This is a genomic window from Gemella haemolysans ATCC 10379 (assembly GCF_000173915.1).
GTDB lineage: Bacteria > Bacillota > Bacilli > Staphylococcales > Gemellaceae > Gemella > Gemella haemolysans.
In genome coordinates this window covers 157,190-182,576 of record NZ_ACDZ02000008.1, presented here as the reverse complement: position 1 = coordinate 182,576, position 25,387 = coordinate 157,190, and the positions used below count along the sequence as shown (strand labels likewise).

The window sequence follows — 25,387 nt, the reverse complement described above, 5'->3', positions numbered from 1 at the left end:
ATGAGCGATAAATAAGTTAATTAAAATGTTTACAAGCGCCTACAAAACTTATATAATATTTATAAAGAATAAAAAAAGGAAGTAATTGCGATGAACATGAATATATTGTACATTATGCTAGGATTTGTATTTGTCTATGCGATGATTTCTAACGCAAGAGATAAGATAAAAAAGCGTGATGAAAAGAGTAAAGAAGCATTTGAAAGACTACAAAGTCCAGCATATAAAAAAGAATTAGAAAAGGTTATAAACTTAAGTCAAGATGATGCATTTAACATTGCAGCACTAAGAAAAGCATACTTTTTAAATGGAAAAGATGCGAAAAAATTAATAGAAATTGTAAAAAGAAGTAAAGGAATTTAATTATGAAGATAGCATTAATTATTATTTTAGCAATAGCAATTTTTATGTTCTTTTCAACTAGAAACGGTAAGTCAAAAGAAGAATGGGCAGAAAAACAAAAAGTGAGTAAAGAAAAATTTAATGAACTTGTGAAAGATAGTAATAGAGAAGAAGTACTTTCAGTAGTTGATGCTACTAAAGGAGATATTCACAATGTCAAAATGATAAGAGATAGATATACAGATCTAGTACTTTATGATGCAAAAGCACTATGGGAAGCTGTAAAAGAAGAAGCTTCAAACAGACGTGCATTAGAAGTTAAAGAATTAATTTCTAGTAAATATTCTGATATAAAAGCAGTTGTTAATCCAGATGTTGGTGATATTGCAAATATTAAAATTATCAGAGAGCGCTTTGATTTAGATATAGTACAAGCAAAAGAATTATGGGAAAGCATCAAAGATGAGGTTAAACAATAATATTCGAAGATGTGAATAAAATTCAACCCCAAGAGTTAGAATATACTAACTTTTGGGGTATTTTTTATATTTTATTTTCCTTCAATAGTAATCATCCAAACTTCACTACGGGCTGAAGTTTTGAAAGGTGGTCCCCAGAAACCATAACCCGCAGAAGTGAAGAAATGTTTACCATTAATCTTCGCGTAGCCATGATCTAGGGTATAAACTACATCTGTGATAAAGTTTAGTGGCCATAGTTGTCCGCGGTGAGTATGCCCAGAGAGTTGAACATCTATAAGTAAGGTAGAGTGATAATCAACAGCATCAGGCTGATGATCCACAAGAACGATAGTCTTACTTAAATCAACACTCTTAAGCAGTTCAGCTGTATCAAGTCTATCGCGACTGACACTTTTATCTTTACGCCCAACCAAGGTAACATCATTATTAATAGCAATACTTTCATCAAATAGTGGGATTATTCCTGTTTTTTTAACTTCGTTTACTATTTCTAGTGCGTCACGGTCGTGATTTCCCATAGTCGTATAAACTCCTAGAGGAGCTTTTAACTTGCTAAGATTTTCTTGCATATTACGCTTTTTGTACATAACCATATCATCGTCCATAAGGTCTCCTGCGATAACTACAGCATCTGGCTTCTCTTCATTAACAATCTTGTTAAGTTTTTCAAGTTGTGGATTTGAGAAAAATGTTCCAAGATGAAGATCAGAGACCATAGCAATTTTAACAGGAATATTAAGATGTTTATCTACTTTGATAGTTTTATTAATCACAGTAGGTGAGTATGCCCAAAATAGTCCCAAAGCAGTCATACCTAATAAATATAGAGCTGTTATACTTAAACTAGTTCCTTGAGAAAGATTTAATTTAAAGATTTTCAGTAATAACTTAGCGACCAATAAAATAACACCTATGACAGCACCATTTAGGAAGTAGAAGTACCAAACGTTTCCGTAGTTTACCCAAGGTGCATCTAATCTTAGCATATAAGCTACGATAGAAAAGTTAGCAACGATAAATAGCGCTATACAAATAGCTAATTTAACCTTAGGTGGAACAAAAGGTGAGATCATCCATTTTAAACCTAGCCACATCAGAAATACGAGTATTTCATATACTGCGAATACTCCGATAAAACCAGCGATAAATTTCCAATTATTCAATATTAATTCTCCTCCAAACTATTTAATAACAAATGTAGGAATATGTTATATATTCAAACAGAGTGCTTTTCATTATACAATATGTAGTTTAAATTGTCATTAAATTAGGTTGGATAGGGTGATTCTTTTAAGTGTTGTAACTTCTTAATCTTAAAAGTTATTGGTGTCATTGCTGCTGGAATGATGTTGAGCGTAACCTTATCTATCTGTGGTATCTTTGTTCTTAGAATAAGGAAACTGGAATTTTGTCAGTTTTCTATCTTTGAAAGGATATAAAAATATTTTAAACTGATGGGTTTCCTTAGTGAAAGACTGTGAAATTTTTGATATAATATAAAGAATCAATTGATAGATGTTTTTTTTATTTATCTAGGAAAAAGAGATATTTTTTTAAAAGACTTACAGATGAGAACTAAGGAAATTAAAATACATATGTAATATTTGATAGAAAATCACTCTATCCTCATCAATAGATAAATAGAAATAAATTAAATAAAAGGAGAAACAGATGTCTGGAAATTATTCAACACGTGAATACCGTGAAAAATTATACGATGATCTTCATGTTAGATCGAGAGATACAGTGATTTTGATGTGTGCAATTTTTATTGCCTCTATCGGACTAAATATGAATTCAACAGCTGTTATTATAGGAGCCATGTTAATTTCACCTCTCATGACGCCGATTGTTGGACTAGGGTTAGGTTTAGCCATTTTTGACACTCGTTTAGTCAAGCAAGCTCTATGGGTTTTACTTACTCAAGTATTGGTCAGTTTACTTGTATCGACTCTATATTTCCGGATTACTCCCTTATCTTATGCAAGTAGCGAGTTGATTGCACGAACTTCTCCAACGATTTGGGATGTCCTAATTGCTATTGCCGGTGGGATTGCTGGTGTGATCGGTTCAAGGGAAAAAGAAGCAAACAATATTGTGCCAGGAGTAGCCATTGCTACAGCTCTAATGCCGCCTATTTGCACTGCCGGCTATGGTTTAGCTAATGGAAATGTACGATTTTTATTTGGAGCTCTCTATCTTTTCTTGATTAACTGTGTCTTTATAATGCTAGCCAACATTATTGGGGCAAAAATTTTAATGAGAAAATCTCCCTTAACTTCATTCAAAGAGCTAAACATTAAAATGAAAATTGGTTTGATATCTTTGATTGTATTATTGGTTGTTCCAGCCAGCTATTCGGCAGTTACTCTAACGATAGAACAAGCGCGAAAAGAAGGTGTCAAACAGTTTGTAGGAAAAGAGTTTGCCAATCATACGATTATCAATCAAGTCTACAAGTCAAGGGACAATGAATTGATCTTGACAATTGTTGGTGACCCGATTTCAGAAGAAGAATTAGAAAAAATTCACCAAAAACAAGCCTCTTACGGTATTCAATCTGTTCAATTGAAAGTTAATCAAGTTCAGAATTCGACAAAATTAGATAGTCAAGCGACCAAGGAGTTTTATGAAACTATTAATAAATATATCGATCAAAAACTATCTGAAAAAGATTCACAAAAAGATATTGTAAAAGAAAATGAAGCAGACAAGGATTGAGGATATTCTATATCCTCAATCCTTGTCTTTTTAATTTGATTTTTTTAGAAACAGTAGTTAGGTCTTTTAGTATAGCTCGCCCAATAACTTTGAAGGTTTCATCGAGTTTTAAGCCTAATTGGATATTATTACGATATAAAAGAGTGAGATATTTATACTTTATCATAGTTGGTCTTATTTCTAATTTAAACGTTTCATACTTAAATTACAACGTAAAAAATCATTTCAGGGTAGTTTTCACTTTGATTAAGTAGGTGGAAGTTACTTTGAGAAGTTACTTAGATAATAAGCTGTTTATAATGAGTTTCCAAAGAATATAAAGAAAACAAGAAAATCTGTAGATAATACAGACCTTATGATTAGAATAAATAAAGTTATAAGTGATTATGTTGAAATTGAATATTTGCTTTAGAAACTGCTGAATAAAAGCATCTAGGAAATTAGATTTCCTAGATGCTATTTTATCTATGTAATTATTTACCTAATTTTTCTAAGTGTTTAGCTAGGCGTTCGTTAACGAAATCCCAGTTTACAACACGGAAGAATTCTTTAATGTAGTCTGGACGACGGTTTTGGTAGTTTAGGTAGTAAGCGTGCTCCCAAACGTCTAATCCAAGAATTGGAGTAAGACCTGTTAAGTATGGAGAGTCTTGGTTAGCTGTAGAAGTAACAACTAATTTACCTTCTTTATCTAAAGCAAGCCATGCCCAACCACTACCGAATCTAGTAGCAGCTGCAGCTGAGAAGCTCTTAACGAATTCTTCGTATCCACCAAGTTCAGCTTCAACTTTTTCTTTAACTAATCCAGCGAATTCAGAAGAATCTGCTTTAGTTAGTGATTGCCAGAATAGGCTGTGGTTGTGGTGTCCACCACCGTTGTTGATAACAGCTTGACGGATGTCAGCAGGTACGCTATCAATGTTTTTTAATAGACCACAGATGCAGTTAGCTTCGAATTCTGGGTGTTTTTCTAAAGCTGCGTTTAAGTTGTTAACGTAAGCAGCGTGGTGTTTGTCGTGGTGAATTTCCATAGTTTTAGCGTCGATAACTGGTTCTAAGAAATCGAATCCATAAGGTAATTCAGGTAATTTAAATGTCATAGTAATTGTCCTCCCGGAGTTTTTTGTAAATATATTATTATTATATGAAAAATATTAAAAATAAACAACAAAAATGCTTACAAAAAATTTTTTAATTCAAAAGAGAATATTTTTTAATGGAGAGAAAGAAAATATTTTAGAGAGAAAAAAGTGGTATTTTCTTAGTGATTTACTTAAAAAATTATTATATGTAAAATTTAGAATATTTATAACTAAAATATGGACTTTGATATACTTGTAATTTCAATTTTATTTTATAATAGATTTCTTTAAGTTTTATAGTTTTTTAATGGCTATCTATGGACTAATTTGGAAAAATTTTATACAATAGTATTGCATGAAAATTTTAATCATGAAAGTAAGTTTATGGCTATTAGACTTTAATTTTTAAGTGTTTAATAGTATAATAAAATTGGAAAATTTGTATAGATAAATAATTCGAAATTAATCGAAAGGAATTAGATAATGAAAATAGGAATTGATAAGATTGGTTTTGCAATGCCGAATTACTATTTAGATATTCGTGATTTAGCAACGGCTCGAGGAATTGAACCTGATAAATTCACAAAAGGTTTATTACAACTAGAAATGAGTATTCCTCCTGTGTCTCAAGATATAGTAACTCTTGGAGCACAAGCTGCATATGATATACTAGACAAAGATGATTTAGAAAGAATTGATATGATTATCGTAGGAACTGAGTCTGGAGTTGACCAAAGTAAGGCTTCTTCAGTATTTATTCACGGGCTATTAGATATTCAACCATTTGTACGTGCTATCGAAGTTAAAGAAGCATGTTACGGAGCAACTGCGGCATTAGATTTTGCTAAAAATCATGTTATGAATAACCCAGAGTCGAAAGTACTGGTTATCGCTAGTGATATTGCGAAATACGGTGTTAAATCTTCTGGAGAATCTACACAAGGCGCAGGAAGTTGTGCTATGTTAGTAAGTAGTAATCCAAGAATTTTAGAATTCAACAATGATAATGTTTGTTTAACTCGTGATGTTATGGACTTCTGGCGTCCGAACTATTCACAATATGCTTTTGTAGAAGGAAGATTTTCTACTGAACAATACCTTGATTGTTTAACAACTACTTGGAATAGATATATTGAAAAAACTAAACAAAGCCTTAATGACTTCTCAGCGGTATGTCTACACCTTCCATATCCTAAATTAGGATTAAAAGGTTTAACTCTATTATTAGAACAAGCTGAAGAAGAGAAGAAAGAAGAATTACTTACTCGTTTTAATGAGTCTATATTATATAGCCAGCGTGTAGGTAATATATACACAGGATCTCTATTCTTAGGTTTATTATCATTACTTGAGAATAATAACACATTAGAAGCAGGGAACAAGATTGGTTTATACAGTTATGGAAGTGGAGCTGTTGCGGAAGTATTCAGTTTAACTCTAGTAGAAGGTTATAAGAATCAATTAAGAAATAATCGTTTTGACGATTTCGGTAAGAGAACACGTATTTCAATAGATGAATACGAAAAAATGTTCTTCAGAGATACTGCAGTGGACGAAGAAGGAAACTTAGATATTTCGGATATTAAAGATGAAAGCAGATTTGTCTTAGAAAAAATAGAAAATCACAAGCGAGTATATAAAAAACAATTTTAACAGGGGAAATCATGGGAAAAATTTGGAGTGGATTTTATAAAAAAAATATTAATGAACGCTTAGAGGTTATTGAACAAGCTGATATTTTAAGTGAAGAATATCTTTCTGTTTTAAAAAATAATGAAGTTTTAGACTTTGATATGGCTAATAACATGGTTGAGAATGTAATAGGAACTTTCTCGCTACCTTTTAGCGTTGTGCCAAATTTTGTCGTTGATGATAAAGAGTATGTGGTGCCATTCGTTACGGAAGAACCATCGGTAGTTGCAGCTTGTAGTAATGCTGGGAAAATCGTAGCGAAGTCTGGCGGTTTCAAAACAGAAGTACTAGATAGGAAGATGGTAGGGCATGTAGCTTTATATAATATAGCTGACACCGATGAAGCGGTAGAACGTATTTTACAAAGTAAAGATTTGCTTTTAAAAACGGCGGATGAAGCTTATCCGTCTATCGTGGCTCGTGGTGGAGGTGCTCGTGATATTGAAGTTAAAGTTCTATCAGAAGATGGAACGGATTTTGTAGTTGTTTACCTTATCGTTGACACTTTAGAGGCGATGGGAGCAAATATGTTAAATACTATGCTAGAGGCACTTAAAGTTTCCTTAGAATCACTAACTGAGGGTGTAGTTTTAATGGCGATTTTATCGAATTATGCGACACGTTCACTAGTTACAGCGAAATGTGCTATTCCGTTTGAAAATTTAGGAGAAAATGGAGAGTATCTTGCGCAAAGAATCGAGCTAGCTAGTAAATTTGCTAAAGCTGATGTTTATCGAGCAGCAACTCACAACAAGGGTATCTTCAATGGTATTGATAGTGTTGTAATAGCGAGTGGAAATGATTGGCGAGCTATAGAAGCGGCATGTCAAAGCTACGCAGCTAAAGATGGTAAGTACCAAGGACTTTCTACTTGGCGTTGTGATGAAGAGGCTAAGATGCTTATAGGGGAAATCACGTCACCTATGCCGGTTGCTAGTGTAGGTGGATCTATTGGAATCAATCCCACTGTAAAAGTTTCCAGAGGATTATTGAACAATCCAGATGCGAAAACATTAGCGAGTATACTTGTTTCTGTTGGATTAGCTCAGAATCTAGCGGCGCTAAAAGCGTTGGTAGGAGATGGAATTCAAAAAGGTCATATGAAATTACACGCGAAATCTTTAGCGATTTTAGCTGGTGCTACTAATGATAATATTGAATTAATCGTAGAAGAACTTAGAAAAGAAAAACACATGAACTTAGCTAGTGCTAAGAAAATAGTAGAGAGATGCAATAAATAAAATTAAAGAGAGATTAGTATTCCTAGTCTCTCTTATTTGATAAATTGAGTAAAATCTATGTTCTTTATGAATAAATCTAAAAAAGATTAATAAATTTAATTCCGAAAAACTGTTTAACAAGAATAGAAGCATCTGTTTAAGATAGAAATATTCAAAGAATAAATCGAAATTACTATTAAAACAAGATCTTTTATCGTCGTAAAAATGTGCTTAAAATACTATTCTTGTTATCTTTTTGTACTGTTTTATGATAAATAATAAAACTTTTGTGAGCAGTTTCATTGATTAATAGTTTTAAATGATATATTATATAAAGTATAGAAATTAACAAATTAATATCTATAAAAAATATTTAAAGAAAAAGTATATTTAATTTCAATTAATAGAAAATTGATGTGTAGTATACAGGAGGCAAAATTATGTCATTAGAAAACAAATTCGACGAAATCAAAGGATCGGTTAAAGAAGGTTTAGGAAAATTAACTGGAGATAAATCATTAGAAGGTGAAGGATTAGCAGAACAAGTTGTTTCTAAAGTAAAAGAAGCAGCAGAAGATGCTAAAGAAGCAGTAGAAGGCGTTATCGATAACGTTAAAGATAAATTAAAATAAGACGAATATTTATTGAATTCTTTTGTTAGGACATCGGTGAATTGAAGTTAACGAAGGAAGAGATTCAATATTTTTGTACTATAGGTGATTGGCGGAAGTAAAGAAAACTTGGCCAATCACCTATTTTTTTATAACAAATTTTAAAGAGTAATAAATAATTACTTTAATTACGATTGTTTCTAAAAAATACTTATAAATTAAAATCAGTAAAACTGTTATACAAAGAGTTTTATAATTTGTTTCTAATTAAAATATTAAAAATAATAATTTAAAATTTATGTAAACCTTATTTTTATAGTAACTTTCGATTTATTTTTTAAAATATATATTTATGATAGAAGCTGTTTTAATCATCAGTTAATTAATGTTTCAACATAAATTATAAAACTTTTTTAAATTCTGTGAGCAGTAATTTTGATTTAAGATTAAAAGTGATGTATTATATCTATATAAATATTTGTTATTAGTACGTAAATATTTATAGGAAATAAGTAAGGAAAGGGGAAATAAATATGATTTGGTCAATTATAGTAGGTGGTTTCATAGGGTTTGTAGCTGGCGGAATCACAAAAAAAGGCGGAGCCATGGGTATCATTTCTAATGTTATCGCAGGTTTAGTAGGTTCATCAGTAGGACAATCATTATTTGGAGCTTGGGGTCCAAGCCTAGGTGGGATGGCGTTAATTCCTTCTATCTTAGGTGCGGTAATTGTAGTAACTATAGTATCAATATTCTTTGGGAAAAAATCTTAAAACATTTTTTCTATAAATGAATAGTCAATTTTTGAAAGGAGGTTTAAAATGACTAAAGCAAAAAAAATAATTTCTATTATTGTTTGTCTATTAGCTTTAACAGTTATGGTTCCCATTATGATAGAGTATCATAATGTTAGCGGATTAGATCCACAATTTTTAGATTTACAATTATTTGATTGGAAACAAATTTCTTTCTTAGAATTTTATCTTTCTAGATATATTTTCTGGGGAGCATTAGTATTATCAACATTGATAATTCTTTCAATATTAGTAATAGCATTTTATCCTAAACAACATTTAGAAGTAAAACTATCTGATAAAGGTGGTAAATTATCACTAACAAATTCAGCTATTGAAGGATTTGTTAAAAATTTAGTGATTGAACAAGGATTAATTAATAATCCATCGGTAAAAATAAATAGTAGAAGAAATAAATGCCTTATTAATGTAAAAGGGGAATCAGCTTCTTCAGAGAATATTATTCAGAAGAGTGATCAGATTCGAGATGGAATAAAAAATGGATTGGTTGAGTTTTTTGGTATAGATAAAGCTGTAAAACTTAAGATTTCTGTTTCAGATATTCAGAAAAAAGTAACTAAAAAGAGTACAAGTCGTGTAAAGTGAGGACATAAATTATGGAATGGCTAAAAAAACATCAATACACTGTTGTATCAGGATTATTGGGAGCATTTCTAGCTTGTTTAATTCTGTTCTTAGGATTTTTCAAAACTATTTTTGTTTTGATTTTCGCTGCACTAGGAATTGTAACAGGATATTATATAAAAAACAAAATATAAAAATTTGTAATTAGGAGAAAAGATATATGTCTAATCCAAATGAAAATAATGTAGAAACAAAAGAATTAACTACAAGTAATAGTGAAGCAAGAGGAGAATTGACATTTGATAATGATGTAATTAAAAAAATTATCGGTCAAGCTTTAGAAAATATTTCAGGATTACTAGCAGTTGATGGAGGTTTTTTCTCAAATTTAACAGATAAATTAATTAATACTGATAATGTTACATCAGGTGTTAATATTGAAGTCGGTAAGGAACAAGTAGCTGTTGATTTAAATATCATAGTTGAGTATAAAAAAAGTGTTCCTGAAATTTTTGAGGAAATTAAACGAGTGATTACAACTGATATAAACAAAATGACTGGATTAGAAGTTGTAGAAGTTAATGTCAATGTAATCGATATTAAAACTAAGGAACAACATGAAGCAGATTCAGTAAGTTTACAAGATCGTGTGTCTAATGTTGTTGAATCAACAGGAGAATTTGCATCTGATACCTTTACATCAGCTAAAGCAGGTATAAGTGATGGATTTTCAACAGTTAAAGAGAAAGTCGGAGATGCAACTGAAGTAGTTGTAGATAAGGCTGTAGATGTAAAAGATGCAGTGGTAAACAAAGCTGTAGATGTAAAAGACGCAGTAGTAGAAAAAGCATCAGATGTAAAAGAAGCAACTGCAGAAAAAGTAGAAGAAGCGAAAGAAGTAGCATCGGAAGCTAAGGAAGCAGTAGTAGAAAAAGCATCAGATATAAAAGAAGCAACAGCAGACAAAGTGGAAGAAGCGAAAGAAGTAGCATCGGAAGCTAAGGAAGCAGTAGTAGAAAAAGCAGAAGAAGCAAAAGACGCAGCAGCAGACAAAGTAGAAGAAGCGAAAGAAGTAGCATCGGAAGCTAAGGAAGCGGTAGTAGAAAAAGCAGAAGATGTAAAAGAAGCAACTGCAGACAAAGTAAAAGAAGCAAAAGAAGTAGCATCGGACAAAGCAGATGAAGGATTCGCGGGGAAACTATTTTCAAAAGTGAAAGAGGCTGCAGAGGATGCTAAAGATGCCGTAGAAGATGCTTATGACGGCGTAAAAAACATGGTAAAAAAAGATAAATAAAGATATAAAGAATAATATTTAGGAGGCACTATTATGTCATTAGAAAACAAATTTAATCAATTAAAAGGTTCAGTAAAAGAAGGATTAGGAAAATTAACAGGTAATGAGAAATTACAAGCTGAAGGATTCACAGAAAAAGTAGTTTCAAAAGTAAAAGAAGCAGCAGAAGATGCATTTGACGGTGTAAAAAATGTAGCTAGTGTAGTAGCGGATAAAGCAGCAGACGTTAAGATGCAGTAGTAGAAAAAGCAGTAGAATTAAAAGATACGGCAGCAGATAAAGCGGAGGACGTGAAAGACGTAGCAGCAGACAAAGCAGAAGATGTAAAAGATGCTATAGAAGATAAAGTAGAAGATGACAAAAGAAGTAGCGGAAGACGTAAAAGACGTAGCAGCAGACAAAGCAGAAGATGTAAAAGATGCTGTAGAAGATAAAGTAGAAGATGCAAAAGAAGTAGCGGAAGACGTAAAAGACGCAGCAGCAGACAAAGCAGAAGATGTAAAAGATGCTGTAGAAGATAAAGTAGAAGATGCAAAAGAAGTAGCGGAAGACGTGAAAGATGAAGCAGCAGACAAAGCAGAAGATGTAAAAGATGCGGCAGAAGATAAAGTAGAAGACGCAAAAGAAGTAGCGGAAGACGTGAAAGACGCAGCAGCAGACAAAGTGGAAGATGCAAAAGAAGTAGCGGAAGACGTGAAAGATGAAGCAGCAGATAAAGTAGAAGATGCTAAAGAAGCTGTTGAAGAAGAAGGGTTCGCTGGAAAACTATTTTCTAAAGTAAAAGAAGTGGCAGAAGATGTAAAAGAAGCTGCTGAAGATGCTATTGAAGATGTAAAGAAAATGGTTAAATAATAAGACTATTATTTATCAAATTCTTTTATTAGAAAACTAGTAAATCTCAGTAATATTAAATAGGAATCTATATAGGTAACTGGCAAAAGTAGAACTTAAGTCGGTTACCTATTTTTATATTATTTCAGTAAAGATGTTCCCAGGATATCGATTTTAACTTAACGTAAAAAAACATCGCCATGTAAAATGACGATGCCCTTTATTTTTTTTAATATAATTCGAATTTTTCTACGTAATACATTGTTCTATTTGCTCCGCTTTCGTAGTTTTTATTGTTTAAGCGAAGTGTCATCATACCTACAGGTTTTCTAGTAGCGATATTTTCGTATGGAATAAGAACTCTGTCTCCTTTAACTTCCCATTTTTCCACCGGCATGAAGATTGCGTCAGTGGCCCCACCGTAACCAATATCACTTTTAACTAAGAAGACTTGATCTTTTGCGAAGTATACAACTTTATTTTTATGATTCATCAATTTTTCTAAGTTTTGTTTGCTAAAATCAGTAACTCTATTATTTAATTGAACAAATTCAATTTTTTTATCATTTTGTAATCTTTGTAGTACGTCTTGTTTATGGAATGTTTGTGCATTGTATGTGTTTAGTAAGTCCAATACTTTAGTCAAGTTTATTAGTTTTACCACATTATCGCTACCATCATTACTAGCGATAAATCGAACTACATTAGCAGTACTGCTACCTTTTAAGTTTAACATTCCGTATGCCATAGGTTGTAAAATCTCTCCGGCTTTAGTTAAGTCATGTTTTCCAGTCTGAGTAGTTTGTTGTATTGTAGTGTTTTTTCTAGCAGGAGTTGCTACCTGAGTTGTAGGTTTGTTATTAATAATATTTGAACTAACGTTACTATCTGTTTGTTTAATATGTTCAACTTCTTTTTGTAGGTTAGCTAAAGAAGTTGTTGTTTCTTCAGTAGTTGCTACTTCGCTAGCTATATTATTATTGTTACTATCAATTTTTTGTGCTACCTTATCTGTACAACTAGTTATAAGCCCTATTCCTAAAATAAATATACCTGTTGTTTTTAGAAGTTTGTTCATATTATCCACCTTCTTTTATATAACTTCTTTATATTTATATTATACATCCTTAAATTACAAAAAACAATGTTTTATTACAAATATATTACATTTATGTTACGAAAATATTTAACGAATGTTACATTAGTGTGATTTTTAGGATTAACATAGTTTTGTTACATTATTTGATGAAGTGTGATTTTTATAGTAAAATATACTAGTAAACTAAATTTAGGAGAAAAAAAACATGAATAGAGTTGCTATTGTAAGTGCGAAAAGAACTGCTATAGGAAGTTTTGGAGGAAGTTTAAAAGATATCTCTGCAGCGAAAATCGGTGGGGATCTTGTAAAACAAGCATTAGAAAGTGTAAATCTTGATCCAAATCTTGTTGATGAAATTATATTCGGTAATGTATTGCAGACTGGTCTTGGGCAGAATGTAGCAAGACAAATTGCTGTTAATGCAGGTATTCCAAAAGAGAAAAGCGCCTTTGTTGTCAATAAAGTTTGTGGATCAGGACTAAAGAGCGTTGTTCTTGGGGTTCAATCTATTATGGTAGGAGACAATGATATCGTAGTTTGTGGTGGAGTAGAGAATATGAGTGCGGCGCCACATTATACGAAAAATGCTCGTTTTGGTCAAAAACTTGGTAGCTTTGAATTAGAAGATACTATAATTAATGACGGTTTGACAGATGCTTTTGAGAATTATCACATGGGTATTACTGCCGAAAATATCGCAGAGCAATACGGTATTACAAGAGAAGAACAAGATGAATTTGCTCTAGCGAGTCAAAAAAAGGCGGCTTCAGCGATTGAGAATAATCTATTTATTGATGAAATTGTACCTATAACTATTAAAACTAGACGTGAGGAGATTATATTTAATACAGATGAATACGTTCGTGCTAATAGTAGCTTAGAAAGTCTAGCTAAACTGAGACCATCTTTCAAAAAAGATGGAACTGTGACAGCGGGGAATGCCTCGGGAATTAATGATGGAGCTGCTTGTGTTATTCTAATGAGTGAAAAACGTGCCAAAGAACTAGGTTTAGATGTTATTTGTTACATTGAAGGTTATGCTTCAACAGGTTTAGATAATAAGGTAATGGGACTAGGGCCAGTACCTGCAACACAAAAAGTACTAGAAAAATTAAGTTTAAATATAGAAGATATTGATTTATTTGAAATGAACGAAGCTTTTGCGGCACAATCTATAGCTGTAACACGTCTATTAAACCTAGATTCGACTAAGGTTAATACGCGTGGTGGTGCAATAGCGTTAGGACATCCAATAGGAGCGAGTGGTTGTCGTGTCTTAGTTACACTAGTACATGCACTAATTAAAGACAACAAAGAAAAAGGACTATGCTCACTTTGCATAGGTGGAGGTCAAGGTATCTCTATGGTTGTTTCTAGAAAATAATTACAGTAAGTGATTCAAAAATCATGATATCGGATCAATCAATTTTGTTGACTCACCCTCTACTAAGATTATTATATATCTAAAAACTTTTTAAAGTGAATTTAGATATTGATAAATCACTGTTAAGACTATGAATTCATATATAAACTTTTTTAAAAGAATAGAATATAAGGGATAATTTCATTTGAAAAGGTTTAAATTTCATGAAAGTTAAAGTTATTTATAAAAATAATTGTCTATTAGCTAAGAAAGTGTTAAAATAGATAAGTGATTATTTTTAAGGAGAAATATTGTGAATAAATTCATGAAAGAACATGGACAAGTTATTTTGTGGTTTATCTTTTTAGTATTTATGATAATATCACTTAGCATGGTGTTTACTCATGGTATTAGATACGCTATTGTCGTATTTGTATTAAGTTTTATACTATTATGTCCACCTATTGTGAAACTTATTCAACGAAAAACGCGTTTGAAAAAAGTTGTCTTAGGTGCTGTAAGTGCACTTGTTATGATGTTAACAATGCTAATGACAAATCATTTTAGTGAAGCTAGAAAAGAAGAACAAAGAAAAACTTTCCAAGAGAAAAAAGAAGAGCGTGATAAAAAAGTAGAAGAACAATCTTCTGAAGAGAAAAAAGAAGAAAATTCAACAGAACATAAAGAACAACAAATAGCTCCGCCATCCCCATCTAAAAAAAGAATAGATGAAAGTGATAGTGAGAAAAAAGAAGTTGTTCAAGTAGCTCAAAATGAACAACCACAACAACAGGGGCAACAACCTAGAAAGGTTATTGTTAGAGCTAGTAAAAAGAGTGGTTATTACTATACACCAACACATCCTTCTTACAATAATATTGCAGCTAAAAACCTATTAGTCTTCAATTCAGAAGAGGCAGCCCAAAAATCAGGGTATAGAAGAGCTGCATAATAAATGATGAAAAACCTCAGACATATGTCTGAGGTTTTTTTGTTTTAAAATATAATAAAAAAACGTGTTTGGGGAACACGTTTTTCGGGTGAACTAAATTAAGTTCTAAGCAATTTCTTGCTTGTTTATATCTAATCTTATATACAAATAACAAAAGAGTCTTTCAACTCTTTAAAAGGGAGAATGGCTTGCCTAGGGAGCGACAAGCCACATTATGAAAAAAATTAAAAAGTTTTATTATCTGTTAATATCATAAAGAATTAACCGAAATATTGGTTTAAACAAAAATAATTTCAAACTTAAAAGGGAGAAACGACAAGTGTCGTTAAGAATGAAATTTCATTACTTTTGTTTAGGTACTCATTATATATCTCTTACTTAAAATATACTTAAAATTTTTTAAAAATATTTTAAAAAATGAAATTTGCTCATTTGTTTTCATTTTCAATTCAAAGTCTATATTTCCTCTGCCGTGAGAGTCTAAATAATCATTAATTTGAGAGAAAACTTTGCTTCCGAAAAAGCCACGGTATGCGGATAATGGACTTGGATGTGCCGATTCAATAATCAAATGTTTTGAAGGATCAATTAGTTTATTTTTACTTCTTGCGTAAGCTCCCCATAAAACAAAGACTACATTTTCATTTTTTTCAGAAATAGTTTCAATTATATAATCTGTAAAATTTTCCCATCCCATCTTGCTGTGACTCGCAGGAGAATTCTTTTCAACAGTAAGAACCGCATTAAGAAGAAATACCCCCTGATTAAACCAAGATTCAAGATTTCCTGTTTTTGCCGGATTTATCCCTAAATCATCATGAAGCTCTTTATAAATATTTATAAGACTTTTAGGAAGAGGTACGCCATCATTTACAGAGAAGCTTAATCCGCATGCCTGTTCAGGATTATGATAAGGATCTTGCCCTAATATTACGACTTTAATATCTTCTAATGCTAAGTCAAAAACTCTAAAAACTTGCTCTTTTGGAGGGTAGATTGTTGTAGTAAGACGTTTTTCATCTATTTTTTTTATCAATTCATTAAGTTCATCTATTTTTGGATAATTTTTTATTACTTCATTCCAACTGTTATGCATATAAAACTCCTTCAAATTACTACTTTGTTAAAGTATATCATAGTTATATATAATAGAATAGGAGTGATTCGACGAAATTAATTTTTTACAATCAATATTATCGAGTCACTCCTCATAGACGCAGTGGTTTATTGATATCTAAATTTGCTTTATAGAATCTTTTTAGATATCTAATAAACTGTGCAAGGGTGACTCGACAAAATCGATTTCTACGAAATAACGATTTTTGAGTCACTCCTTATTTATTTAATTCATCTGTTAAGTTGTAAAGTTCATCTACTAGGTGACCAACATAAGCAATTGCTTCTTTAAGTGGTTCATCAGTACTTACATCACAACCTGCAAGTTTAGAAAGATCTAGTGCTGACATGCTACTTCCTTTAGAAAGAACATTTAACCAAGTGTCAGCATAAGAACTGTCATTATCGATTTTATTAGCGATAGCTGTACCAATTGTTAATCCTGCAGAGTAAGTGTATGGATATAATCCCATGTAGTAGTGAGGTTGTCTCATCCAAGTAAGCTCTGCACCTTCATTAACTACTAAACTATCTCCAAAGAACTCTTCCATAACGTTGCGTTTTACTTCAGAAAGAACATCAGCAGTTAACATTTCATTGTTATCTACCATTTTGTAGATTCTATCTTGATAAACAGCTTCTAAGTAGTGTGTTACCATATTGTGAAAGTATGTTCTACTAATCATGTTGCTGATAACCCAACGTTTGAAACGAGCATCAGTATTAGTTTTTAGTAGATAGTTAGATACGATAACCTCATTACAAGTTGATGGAGCTTCAACGAAGTAAAGTGGACAATCGTTGTTTAACATTGTTTGGTGTTTTCCTGTACTCATGAAGTGATATGCATGTCCAAGCTCGTGAGCAAGAACGAAAACTTCATTCATTTTTCCAGTCCAAGAAAGTAGGATAAATCCAGCTACATTAGGAACTGTTGCACAGAATCCACCAGTACTTTTCCCGATGTTTTGAGGGAAGTCAGTCCAACGTTTGTCATAGCTTTCATCAATCATTTTAACATAGTCCTCACCAAGAACACCAAGTGCTTTTTTAAGGTAAGAACGAGATTCGTCGATAGTCATATCAACTTCGAAATCTGGATCAAGGTTAATTTTACAGTCTGCAAACTGCATATCTTCAATTTTGTGTTCACGAGCTAGAAGTTTAATGTAACGTCGAATATGAGGTGCTAAATCTGTCATAAGAGTACGGATTTGACGATCATATAGTTCGCGGTTACCATCTTGAGCGGCTAATAGGTAGTCGATAACACTATCATAACCACGCATTGTAGCAAGCATTTTTTCTTTTTTGATTTGTGAAATATACTCATTTGCTGAAGTATTCTTATAAGCATTTAATGTTTTATAAAAACTTTTCGCAGCATTACGGCGCACTTCAGTATCATTATCCATTTCGTGTAAGTTTTCGTATAGTACGAAGCTATTTTCGAAAGTTTTTCCATTTGCTTCGAAGCTGTCGAATTGCATATCTTCGTGTTTAGTTACCTCGTATAGATTGAAATAACCAGGAAGGCTCTCGTAGTTTGCGATTACTTGTTCAGCTTCTTTTGATAATGTATGTTTTTTCTCCTGAACGATTTTTTCGAAGTAGTATTCTAAATCAGGGCGATAGTTTTTCACGAAATCTTTAATGAATTGTTCATCTAGTTCTACAAGTTCAGTATCGAAGAAACTTAAATTTCCTGCCCATAAAGTAGAAACATCTTCAAATAGTGTTACATTTTGCACTACATTGTCATTAAATCTATCTACCGCCATTGGTAACTCAGCGTAGTGAGATAGTTTATAGTATTCTTCATAAAGTTCTTCGTATTTTTTAATGGCAGTATCTAAAGTAGCGTGATCTGTTAATTTTCCTTCGTAAGTAGCCTTGAAATCTAAGATTTCTTTTTTAATATTCTCAAGGCTCGCTTTAAAATCTTCATCAGTTTTGTATAGAAGAGTCATATCCCAAGTATATTTCTCTTCAACTTCTTTTCTTGGTATTAATTTCATTTCAGTCATAGTTTACCTCCTGCGTAAATAAGTCGAATTATATCGATTGATAGTTGCCTATAAGCAACTTAATAATAATTATAATACATAATAGTAGATAGGTAAAGCTAATTATTTATTTTAGGGTAGAATGAAAGAAGTGTTGAAAAATAGTGCAGGAGAAGTAGACATAAGAGGAATAGGAGTATCGTAAAGTAGAACATCAATTTCAATTAATAAGTGAGATTTGGTGTTCTATTTTTTATGGTGAGAAATATGATATAATAGAAAAAGAATAATATATAGAAATACAAAACATATTTCCATGCAATAATAATAAAGGGCGACTATGGTTAGAAAAGTTAGTAGAAAAGGAAGGATAGGAAAATGAAGAAAGTATTGATAAGTATAGTATTGGTAATAGCAATAATAGCGTATTAATAACAGGTAAAAAATATTGGAATGAATATCAAGAGAAAAAAGATGCAGACCAAGTAGAAAAGATGGTACATGGAGAAGAGGCGAAAACAGGGCTAGAACATATACTAAAATTATTGGATAGAAAAGCTCTGACACCAGAAGGGAAAATAAAAAGTTATAAAATAGATGGTAGTTATACTATGAAAGGTATAACGGAAGGTAACAGGATAAAGAAAATAAGAGTAAATAGAAAAAATATTCCTCAATAGATGAGGGTAGAGAGGGTAATATCTGTATTTACTCTATAAATTTTTTGAGTTATAATTTTAATTAGTAGATTTATTAAAAAAAGCGAGGTATCTTATGAAAATAGCAGTAGTAGGTGGGGGAATAGTAGGAGCTACATGTGCTTATTATTTGTCAAAAGAACAAAAAAATGAAATAGTAGTTTTTGATCATGGTTTGGGTCAAGCGACTAAAGCATCTGCTGGGATTATAAGTCCGTGGTTTTCTAAGAGACGTAATAAACCTTGGTATAAGATGGCGAGACTTGGTGCGGATTTTTATTTGAAATTAGTTAAAGATTTAGAGATTGATGGCTATAATACTGACTTTTATTCACAATGTGGAGTATATTTATTGAAAAAAAATGAAGATAAACTACCTGAGTTAAAAGAACTTGCTGAAAGTCGTAAAGAATTATCACCGATGATAGGGAATTTAGAGATAATCTCAAAAGAAGAGGTTCAAAAAATCATTCCTAGCTTTGATAATAATGGAGATGTATTGTACGCGAGTGGTGGTGGACGTGTAGAAGGAGAGAGATTCGTTAATACTTTACTTACTGCCTCGAAAGCTAATGTCGTTAGGGAAAAAGTTAGTCTAAAGGTTGTGGAGGATAAATACGAGATTAATGGACAGGTTTTTGATACTGTTGTTCTTGCGACTGGTGCGTGGTTAAAAGATATGCTAGCGCCTCTTGGTTTTGATGTTGATGTTCGTCCGCAAAAAGGTCAACTAAGAGATTATAAAGTTTCTGATGAAAATACAGGATCTTATCCTGTTATTATGCCTGAGGGTGAATTGGATATTATTCCATTTGAAAAAGGTGTTGTTAGTGTTGGAGCGACACACGAAAATGATATGGGCTTTGATTTAACTGTTGATAAACAGCAACTTGATGCTTTTGGTGAAGAAGCGGAGAACTTCTTAGGTGAATTGAGAACTGCACAGATAATAAATGAACGTGTTGGAATTAGGGCTTATACTAGTGATTATTCTCCGTTCTTTGGTGAGGTTCCGACATTAGAAAATGTTTATGCGATTAGTGGTCTTGGTTCTTCTGGTTTAACTACAGGTCCGATAATTGGCTATAGTGTAGCGAATATAATTTTAGGAAATGATATAGAATTAGATCCACGAGATTACAATATCGAAAACTATATAACACGAAAGTAAGAGGGAGTGACTCAAAAATCGTGATTTCGGAGAAACAAGGTTTTGTCGAGTCACCTCCGCACAGTTTATTAGATATCTAAAAAGCTTTTATAAAGCGAATTTAGATGTCAATAAACCACTGCGCCTATGAGTTCTTATATACACTTTGTTAAAATTTAGGACTTTTGGGTCAGCCCCTAATAATAAGAAAGCACTGAACGATTTTGTTCAGTGCTTTTTGATGTTTTAAATTTTTAATTATTTATGTGCTAATTCTTTAGCTCCGCGGTGACTTAATACTGCGAATACGATACAAAGAACTGCAGATGATAGAAGTACGTAAAGTCCTCCAGACCATCCTACACGGTCAACAACGAATCCGATGAACCAAGTACCGAATGAAGCACCCACGATGTAACTCATGAATCCTCTTAGACCAACTGCGTTACCAACAGCAAATGATGGAACAACTTCCATAGTTTGAACTGATGCTAAGAATTGTGGTACGTAGATTAGACATCCAGAAAGGCTGGCAAATACGATTACCCATACTAGAGAAGTACTTTCCCAATATCCGATTAGACAGAAGAAAATGATAACCATTGCACCGATTGCTGGAGGCATACGGTAACCTTTGAATACTTTATCAGATAGGTATCCAGCAAGAAGTGTTGATGGAATAGCAGCCCACTCGAATAATGTGAAGGCGATACCCATTTGTCCTTTTGTGAACCCTTTAGTTTCTAATAAGTAAATTGGAAGCCAAGAAATTAATCCGAAACGGATTAAGTATACGAATGTATCAACTAGAGATACATACCAAGCGTGTTTATTTTTTAATACGTAGTTTATGAAGATTTGCCCTGCGCTTAAGTTTGCAGCTTCTTCTGGTACGTGTTTTACTTCTACTTTTTGTGTTTCACCAGTGATTTCTTCCATAGTTGGTAGACCTTCGTTTTCTGGTTTTCCTTTAACTAATACAAGGATAATAACAACGAAGATAATAGCGATAATCGCTGGGAATACGTAGTATGCTAATTTCCAGTGTTCTTTACCAAAGATGAAGAATCCTAATGTAACGATACTTGCTACGATTCCTCCACCGATGTTGTGGGAAATATTCCAAAGAGCAGTCATACGACCACGTTCTTTTTTAGGGTACCAGCTTGCAAGTGTGATGAATGCTGGTCCAACCCCCATACCTTGGAAAAGTCCTAGTAAAATTACTAAGATTGATACTAAGAATACAGTGTGACTAACTCCAAGTGCTAAGTTTACAGATGCGCAAAGGAAAAGTCCAAGAGCCATATATTTTTTCGGATCTGCTTTATCCGATAAACTACTCATGAATCCTTTACTTAATCCGTATGCAAGTAACATGTAACTCATGATTGCACCCATTTGAGTTTTAGAAATTCCTAAAGATGCTTTAAGGTCACTACTCGATAAACTGATGTTATTTCTAACAATATAGAATGCCATGTATCCAAGGAACACTCCAAGGAAAGAAATAAATCTTAATTTCTTATATGTTGGCATAACTTTATCGGCAGGAACTGTATGTGATTTAGCTTTAGGTTTTAAAAATGATAACATAAAAATGTTCCTCCTAAATATAGTATATATAAATTTTAATAACTGAAAACTATGTGTTATATCAGTATGTAAAATTATATACTACAGAGTGGATGTTGTCAATAGTTTTTAAAATATTAGGTAATATTATTTTTTTTATAGTCTCGATTTTTAGAGAAGCTACTATATCCTTTAAATAAAACTTATAGGTAAATAAACTTTATAAATATTTTGCATAATTATCGCTAAAAAACAACTACAAATGTAAGCTATTTTGTAAGAAAAAACCTTACAAACAAGGTAAGATTTTTTCTTTTATTTAATAAAATATAACTCTTTTTGAAAACGATATATATAGTTATATTTTTTTAATTTATAATAATTTGAAATGGGATTTGAAAATGATATTATTGTAATTATAGAATTTTAATATAATTAAACTATAGCTTTTTAGTAAAAATATTTATTATATTAATAAATGCGGTAGAAATCTGTTATAATCTTTAGTATATGGTATGTTATATTTTGCTGTGCTATAATAAAATATGAAATAATGATATGGATAGGTGAAGAATTATGATTAGAAATTCTAAAATAATAGCTACTATAGGTGATGCTACAGATAAAGTATTACGAAAAATAGTGGAAGGTGCAGCGGATGCTGTATTGATAGATTCTTACTATGGGAGTAATGAACAAAATGTAGAAAGAATAGAGAAGGTTAAAGCACTAAGAGAAGAAGTGGGGAGAGATTTAGCTATAATATATGATGTGGATCATATTTATGCGAAAAATAAATATAAACTTATAAGAATAGATGAGGAGAATGTAGACTTTGCCTGCGTAAATGATGTAGACTTCGTTGCGTGTCCTTTTGTTGGGAACTTAGAAGAGATTACAAAGGTAAAAGAGCTTATTAAGTCACATGGAAAAAATATAGGGATTATTGTTAAGATAGATTGTAAAGATGGTTATGACAATCTTGATGATATACTGGAAATTGCAGATGCGATTATGATTAATCGTGATGAACTTGGGGTGGATATTTCGTATGAAGATTTACCTGGAATTCAAAAGGAAATAGTAAGAAGAGCTAATGAAGCTGCGAAAGTAGTAATTTTAACTACTCAAATGTTGTATTCTATGGTTTACAATCCAAGACCGACTAGAGCTGAAGTGTCTGATGTTGCGAATGCAATTTTCGACGGTGTTGATGCGGTAATGTTAACAGAGGAGACTGCGATTGGTGATTATCCATGTGAAGCCCTAGAAACAGTAGATAGAATTATAAGAACTGTTGAAAAAAATAATGCTGTTGATGCAGAAAGATTTGAAGTGGCTGAATATAAAATGAGTATCTCTCATGCTGTTTCTATGACGACAAAACATCTTTTAGAAGCAGTTGATGTAAAAAATATTGTAACTTATACAAAATCAGGAACAACAGCCCGTTTCATCGCTAGGTATCGTCCAAATATACCTGTGCTAGCGGTTTTACCTGATAGGGAAAGTGCTAGAAAATTAATTATTACTAGAGGAATAGTACCATATATTGAACCTAAAATGTTGAGTATGGAAGAGATGCTAAGTAATGCTTCTGCATATTCTAAAGAAGTTGGACTAGCTGAAGTTGGAGATTCTATCCTAATAACTGCTGGTCAACCAGATACTGGAAAAGGTACTGTGCCACCTACGGATTTCGTATACATAAGTAAGGTTGATTAGTGAACTAATGATAGTTTACAGGGATAAACTCAATGCTACAAGGGATATAAGCTACTATTTAGTGAGGAATAACTAAAAGCTAAAATTATAAAAAGTATATTGAAGATATTTTGCATATGTTAATTGTAAAATATCTTCTTTTTTCTTCTATAAAAAATAGCACAACGCTTGCATTTTATGATATAATTGAAAGTGGACTGCTATACGCATAAGAATAAGGGTTATATGCGTAGCGAGATATTATTAATTAAAGGAAGGAGATTATTTATGATAGCTGAATACTTATCAGGAGTAAGTACGCTAACACTAATTATTCATCTATTAGATATATTATTAGTTTGGTTTTTAGTTTATAAGCTATTGAGTTTATTAAAAGGTACTCGTGGTATGCAACTTGTTAAAGGTATTTTAATTGTTATTGGACTAAAAATATTCTTTAACTTCATCGGATTTAGAACGATGACATACATTTTTGAACAAGTAGTAACTTGGGGAGTATTAGGTATAATGATTATATTCCAACCGGAATTACGACGAGCTCTTGAATACATAGGAAGGGTACAGCTGTCTAATATCTTCAATATTAACTATAAAGATGTTCAGAAAAATTCGACTGAACAGATTATAAAGGCTGTTGTTGATTCATCTAGACATATGGCACGTCGAAGAATAGGTGCATTAATCGTACTAGAAAATAATACAGGTCTTGATGAATACGTTGAAAGTGGTATTACGGTCAATGCCGAGGTGACAAATGAACTTATAATTAATATTTTTATTCCAAATACACCTTTGCATGACGGTGCTATGATAATCGATGAGAATAAGATTCGTGCTGCAAGCTGTGTGCTTCCTTTATCGGATAATAGATCGATAGCTAGTAGCTATGGTACAAGACACCGTGCTGCATTAGGATTATCTGAAGTTACAGATGCTATAATAATCGCCGTATCAGAGGAAACAGGGAAGATTAGTGTTTGTCAAAATGGAATCTTAACATCAGATTACTCAACAGACGATTTAGCTGATTACTTGGCGAAAAATTGGAAACAGCAAGAAAAAATAATTAAATAAGAGGTGATATTATGCAACTAAAAGAAAATAATAAGTTAAAGTTAATATCATTTTTAATAGCGATATTATTGTTCCTATCGGTTAATGAGAATTTTAAAAACTTTTCGGTTCTTGGAGATAGTAGCAGTGATAATGCAACAGCTTGGGTAAGTGATGTGCTATTGGATGTTGATTATGATAGAGATAAGCTTTATGTAGTAGGTATTCCTAATACAGTATCTGTGAAATTATCTGGAACGAAAACAAAAGTTCAAAAAGAAAGTGTTGCTAAAAACTTCAAGGCGAAGTTAAATCTTAGAAATGCTCAAATAGGTGATGATCAAAAGGTTAGAATTGAGATTGATGGGTTAGAAAAAGGTGTTGATGGTACCGCAGAACCGTCTGTTATAACTATATCTATTAGAGAAAAAGCAACAAAAGAGTTTAGAGTTACACCGGTAGTTAAGAAAGAACGTTTACTGATTGGATATGAAGTAGATAATCTTAGTGTGACAAATGAAACAGTCAAGATTTCTGGTGCGATAGAAAGTCTTAATAGAATAAATGAGGTTCGTGCTGAGAGCGATACTCGTACGAAGCTTAATAGAAATACTAGAGAAGAAGCTAAGTTAGTAGCATACGATAGTGACTATAACAAAATCGAGGATATTCAAATAGAACCAAGTTCAACAGTTATGAATATAGAGTTGAAGAATATCGAAAAAGAAGTTCCACTAGAAGTAAACACTATAGGTAGTCTTCCTCCAGAATTCGAGCTTATTAGTGCGACTGCTGATGTTTCTAAAGTAGCTATTAGGGCGGAAGATGAAGCTACGTTGGCTAGAGTGTCAGAGATGTTCGTTGATGTCGATTTAAGTGATGTTAAAGAAGAAACAGAAGAACGAAGTAATTTGAAGATTTATCCTAAAGAAAATATTCGAATTGCGACGGATACACCGATTGTTAAAGTAACAATCAAGATAAGGAAAAAATAAT

At 32.2% G+C, this 25,387-nt stretch carries 25 protein-coding genes; 19 read left to right on the top strand and 6 right to left on the bottom strand.

Annotated elements, in window-relative coordinates:
* The first annotated feature begins 90 nt into the window (after positions 1-90).
* Complete coding sequence (locus GEMHA0001_RS03315) at positions 91-363, top strand: hypothetical protein (protein WP_003144143.1); 273 nt, start codon at positions 91-93, stop codon at positions 361-363.
* A 2-nt stretch (positions 364-365) separates the two neighbouring features.
* Positions 366-821, top strand: coding sequence for a hypothetical protein (locus GEMHA0001_RS03310; protein WP_003144354.1), 456 nt, complete (start codon positions 366-368; stop codon positions 819-821).
* 71 nt (positions 822-892) lie between these two features.
* Here the strand turns inward: GEMHA0001_RS03310 and GEMHA0001_RS03305 are convergent, their stop codons facing one another.
* Entirely contained in the window at positions 893-1,987 is a 1,095-nt protein-coding gene (locus tag GEMHA0001_RS03305) for a metallophosphoesterase (protein WP_003144391.1), read from the bottom strand.
* A 508-nt stretch (positions 1,988-2,495) separates the two neighbouring features.
* On the opposite strand from GEMHA0001_RS03305, the gene GEMHA0001_RS03300 reads away from it, so the two are divergent.
* Positions 2,496-3,545 (top strand): DUF389 domain-containing protein, encoded by a 1,050-nt coding sequence (locus GEMHA0001_RS03300; protein ID WP_003144171.1) that lies wholly within the window; start codon positions 2,496-2,498, stop codon positions 3,543-3,545.
* 473 nt (positions 3,546-4,018) lie between these two features.
* Here GEMHA0001_RS03300 and GEMHA0001_RS03295 read toward each other — a convergent pair whose 3' ends face one another.
* Positions 4,019-4,645 carry a superoxide dismutase gene (locus tag GEMHA0001_RS03295; RefSeq protein ID WP_003144226.1) on the bottom strand — a complete coding sequence of 209 codons (627 nt, stop codon included), beginning with the start codon at positions 4,643-4,645 and terminating at the stop codon, positions 4,019-4,021.
* 465 nt (positions 4,646-5,110) lie between these two features.
* On the opposite strand from GEMHA0001_RS03295, the gene GEMHA0001_RS03290 reads away from it, so the two are divergent.
* From GEMHA0001_RS03290 to GEMHA0001_RS08935, 9 genes are all read left to right on the top strand, one after another.
* Positions 5,111-6,280 carry a hydroxymethylglutaryl-CoA synthase gene (locus GEMHA0001_RS03290; RefSeq protein WP_003144381.1) on the top strand — a complete coding sequence of 390 codons (1,170 nt, stop codon included), beginning with the start codon at positions 5,111-5,113 and terminating at the stop codon, positions 6,278-6,280.
* 11 nt (positions 6,281-6,291) lie between these two features.
* A complete protein-coding gene (locus GEMHA0001_RS03285; RefSeq protein ID WP_003144378.1) occupies positions 6,292-7,560 on the top strand; it encodes a hydroxymethylglutaryl-CoA reductase, degradative in 1,269 nt (422 codons plus the stop codon).
* A 419-nt stretch (positions 7,561-7,979) separates the two neighbouring features.
* Positions 7,980-8,171: a CsbD family protein gene (locus tag GEMHA0001_RS03280; protein ID WP_003144152.1), complete on the top strand. Its 192-nt coding sequence runs from the start codon at positions 7,980-7,982 to the stop codon at positions 8,169-8,171.
* A gap of 512 nt (positions 8,172-8,683) precedes the next feature.
* On the top strand, positions 8,684-8,923 hold the full coding sequence (locus tag GEMHA0001_RS03275; RefSeq protein WP_003144395.1) for a GlsB/YeaQ/YmgE family stress response membrane protein: 240 nt from the start codon (positions 8,684-8,686) through the stop codon (positions 8,921-8,923).
* 48 nt (positions 8,924-8,971) lie between these two features.
* On the top strand, positions 8,972-9,550 hold the full coding sequence (gene amaP / locus GEMHA0001_RS03270; RefSeq protein WP_003144100.1) for an alkaline shock response membrane anchor protein AmaP: 579 nt from the start codon (positions 8,972-8,974) through the stop codon (positions 9,548-9,550).
* 11 nt (positions 9,551-9,561) lie between these two features.
* Complete coding sequence (locus GEMHA0001_RS08775) at positions 9,562-9,723, top strand: DUF2273 domain-containing protein (protein ID WP_003144288.1); 162 nt, start codon at positions 9,562-9,564, stop codon at positions 9,721-9,723.
* Between the two features lie 26 nt (positions 9,724-9,749).
* Positions 9,750-10,823 (top strand): Asp23/Gls24 family envelope stress response protein, encoded by a 1,074-nt coding sequence (locus GEMHA0001_RS08940; RefSeq protein ID WP_003144087.1) that lies wholly within the window; start codon positions 9,750-9,752, stop codon positions 10,821-10,823.
* Between the two features lie 33 nt (positions 10,824-10,856).
* Positions 10,857-11,063, top strand: coding sequence for a CsbD family protein (locus GEMHA0001_RS03250; protein WP_003144275.1), 207 nt, complete (start codon positions 10,857-10,859; stop codon positions 11,061-11,063).
* 114 nt (positions 11,064-11,177) lie between these two features.
* Positions 11,178-11,675 carry a hypothetical protein gene (locus GEMHA0001_RS08935; protein ID WP_003144352.1) on the top strand — a complete coding sequence of 166 codons (498 nt, stop codon included), beginning with the start codon at positions 11,178-11,180 and terminating at the stop codon, positions 11,673-11,675.
* Between the two features lie 208 nt (positions 11,676-11,883).
* On the opposite strand, the gene GEMHA0001_RS03240 is transcribed toward GEMHA0001_RS08935, so the two are convergent.
* The gene (locus GEMHA0001_RS03240; protein WP_003144076.1) at positions 11,884-12,732 is read right to left on the bottom strand and encodes a hypothetical protein; all 849 of its coding nucleotides are present in this window, start codon (positions 12,730-12,732) and stop codon (positions 11,884-11,886) included.
* A 226-nt stretch (positions 12,733-12,958) separates the two neighbouring features.
* Between GEMHA0001_RS03240 and GEMHA0001_RS03235 the strand changes: the two genes are divergently transcribed.
* Together GEMHA0001_RS03235 and GEMHA0001_RS03230 are read left to right on the top strand one after the other, a co-directional pair.
* Positions 12,959-14,137 carry an acetyl-CoA C-acetyltransferase gene (locus tag GEMHA0001_RS03235; RefSeq protein ID WP_003144101.1) on the top strand — a complete coding sequence of 393 codons (1,179 nt, stop codon included), beginning with the start codon at positions 12,959-12,961 and terminating at the stop codon, positions 14,135-14,137.
* Between the two features lie 292 nt (positions 14,138-14,429).
* Positions 14,430-15,068, top strand: coding sequence for a sunset domain-containing protein (locus tag GEMHA0001_RS03230; protein WP_003144341.1), 639 nt, complete (start codon positions 14,430-14,432; stop codon positions 15,066-15,068).
* Between the two features lie 352 nt (positions 15,069-15,420).
* Here the strand turns inward: GEMHA0001_RS03230 and ung are convergent, their stop codons facing one another.
* Complete coding sequence (gene ung, locus GEMHA0001_RS03225; protein WP_003144154.1) at positions 15,421-16,164, bottom strand: uracil-DNA glycosylase; 744 nt, start codon at positions 16,162-16,164, stop codon at positions 15,421-15,423.
* Positions 16,165-16,402: 238 nt separating this feature from the next.
* Entirely contained in the window at positions 16,403-18,211 is a 1,809-nt protein-coding gene (gene pepF, locus GEMHA0001_RS03220; RefSeq protein WP_003144390.1) for an oligoendopeptidase F, read from the bottom strand.
* 473 nt (positions 18,212-18,684) lie between these two features.
* Here pepF and GEMHA0001_RS03215 point away from each other — a divergent pair, with 473 nt between their 5' ends.
* Both GEMHA0001_RS03215 and GEMHA0001_RS03210 read left to right on the top strand, forming a co-directional pair.
* A complete protein-coding gene (locus GEMHA0001_RS03215; RefSeq protein WP_003144205.1) occupies positions 18,685-18,870 on the top strand; it encodes a DUF1310 family protein in 186 nt (61 codons plus the stop codon).
* Between the two features lie 94 nt (positions 18,871-18,964).
* Complete coding sequence (locus tag GEMHA0001_RS03210) at positions 18,965-20,059, top strand: NAD(P)/FAD-dependent oxidoreductase (protein WP_003144222.1); 1,095 nt, start codon at positions 18,965-18,967, stop codon at positions 20,057-20,059.
* A 237-nt stretch (positions 20,060-20,296) separates the two neighbouring features.
* On the opposite strand, the gene GEMHA0001_RS03205 is transcribed toward GEMHA0001_RS03210, so the two are convergent.
* Positions 20,297-21,634, bottom strand: coding sequence for an MFS transporter (locus GEMHA0001_RS03205; protein ID WP_003144418.1), 1,338 nt, complete (start codon positions 21,632-21,634; stop codon positions 20,297-20,299).
* 555 nt (positions 21,635-22,189) lie between these two features.
* Between GEMHA0001_RS03205 and GEMHA0001_RS03200 the strand changes: the two genes are divergently transcribed.
* From GEMHA0001_RS03200 to GEMHA0001_RS03190, 3 genes are all read left to right on the top strand, one after another.
* Positions 22,190-23,338 carry a pyruvate kinase gene (locus GEMHA0001_RS03200; RefSeq protein ID WP_003144323.1) on the top strand — a complete coding sequence of 383 codons (1,149 nt, stop codon included), beginning with the start codon at positions 22,190-22,192 and terminating at the stop codon, positions 23,336-23,338.
* A 267-nt stretch (positions 23,339-23,605) separates the two neighbouring features.
* Complete coding sequence (gene cdaA, locus GEMHA0001_RS03195; RefSeq protein ID WP_003144133.1) at positions 23,606-24,412, top strand: diadenylate cyclase CdaA; 807 nt, start codon at positions 23,606-23,608, stop codon at positions 24,410-24,412.
* 11 nt (positions 24,413-24,423) lie between these two features.
* Complete coding sequence (locus GEMHA0001_RS03190) at positions 24,424-25,386, top strand: CdaR family protein (RefSeq protein ID WP_003144279.1); 963 nt, start codon at positions 24,424-24,426, stop codon at positions 25,384-25,386.
* Position 25,387: the final 1 nt, after the last annotated feature.

Bases quoted from the DNA above. Each gene is read 5' to 3' on its own strand.
- GEMHA0001_RS03280 (WP_003144152.1), top strand. From the start codon at position 7,980: ATGTCATTAGAAAACAAATTCGACGAAATCAAAGGATCGGTTAAAGAA.
- GEMHA0001_RS03295 (WP_003144226.1), bottom strand. From the start codon at position 4,645: ATGACATTTAAATTACCTGAATTACCTTATGGATTCGATTTCTTAGAA.
- GEMHA0001_RS03215 (WP_003144205.1), top strand. From the start codon at position 18,685: ATGGTACATGGAGAAGAGGCGAAAACAGGGCTAGAACATATACTAAAA.
- GEMHA0001_RS03315 (WP_003144143.1), top strand. From the start codon at position 91: ATGAACATGAATATATTGTACATTATGCTAGGATTTGTATTTGTCTAT.
- GEMHA0001_RS03310 (WP_003144354.1), top strand. From the start codon at position 366: ATGAAGATAGCATTAATTATTATTTTAGCAATAGCAATTTTTATGTTC.
- GEMHA0001_RS03210 (WP_003144222.1), top strand. From the start codon at position 18,965: ATGAAAATAGCAGTAGTAGGTGGGGGAATAGTAGGAGCTACATGTGCT.
- GEMHA0001_RS03240 (WP_003144076.1), bottom strand. From the start codon at position 12,732: ATGAACAAACTTCTAAAAACAACAGGTATATTTATTTTAGGAATAGGG.
- GEMHA0001_RS08935 (WP_003144352.1), top strand. From the start codon at position 11,178: ATGACAAAAGAAGTAGCGGAAGACGTAAAAGACGTAGCAGCAGACAAA.
- cdaA (WP_003144133.1), top strand. From the start codon at position 23,606: ATGATAGCTGAATACTTATCAGGAGTAAGTACGCTAACACTAATTATT.
- GEMHA0001_RS08775 (WP_003144288.1), top strand. From the start codon at position 9,562: ATGGAATGGCTAAAAAAACATCAATACACTGTTGTATCAGGATTATTG.
- GEMHA0001_RS03200 (WP_003144323.1), top strand. From the start codon at position 22,190: ATGATTAGAAATTCTAAAATAATAGCTACTATAGGTGATGCTACAGAT.
- GEMHA0001_RS03300 (WP_003144171.1), top strand. From the start codon at position 2,496: ATGTCTGGAAATTATTCAACACGTGAATACCGTGAAAAATTATACGAT.
- ung (WP_003144154.1), bottom strand. From the start codon at position 16,164: ATGCATAACAGTTGGAATGAAGTAATAAAAAATTATCCAAAAATAGAT.
- GEMHA0001_RS03290 (WP_003144381.1), top strand. From the start codon at position 5,111: ATGAAAATAGGAATTGATAAGATTGGTTTTGCAATGCCGAATTACTAT.
- GEMHA0001_RS03285 (WP_003144378.1), top strand. From the start codon at position 6,292: ATGGGAAAAATTTGGAGTGGATTTTATAAAAAAAATATTAATGAACGC.
- GEMHA0001_RS08940 (WP_003144087.1), top strand. From the start codon at position 9,750: ATGTCTAATCCAAATGAAAATAATGTAGAAACAAAAGAATTAACTACA.
- GEMHA0001_RS03190 (WP_003144279.1), top strand. From the start codon at position 24,424: ATGCAACTAAAAGAAAATAATAAGTTAAAGTTAATATCATTTTTAATA.
- GEMHA0001_RS03275 (WP_003144395.1), top strand. From the start codon at position 8,684: ATGATTTGGTCAATTATAGTAGGTGGTTTCATAGGGTTTGTAGCTGGC.
- GEMHA0001_RS03205 (WP_003144418.1), bottom strand. From the start codon at position 21,634: ATGTTATCATTTTTAAAACCTAAAGCTAAATCACATACAGTTCCTGCC.
- GEMHA0001_RS03235 (WP_003144101.1), top strand. From the start codon at position 12,959: ATGAATAGAGTTGCTATTGTAAGTGCGAAAAGAACTGCTATAGGAAGT.
- amaP (WP_003144100.1), top strand. From the start codon at position 8,972: ATGACTAAAGCAAAAAAAATAATTTCTATTATTGTTTGTCTATTAGCT.
- pepF (WP_003144390.1), bottom strand. From the start codon at position 18,211: ATGACTGAAATGAAATTAATACCAAGAAAAGAAGTTGAAGAGAAATAT.
- GEMHA0001_RS03250 (WP_003144275.1), top strand. From the start codon at position 10,857: ATGTCATTAGAAAACAAATTTAATCAATTAAAAGGTTCAGTAAAAGAA.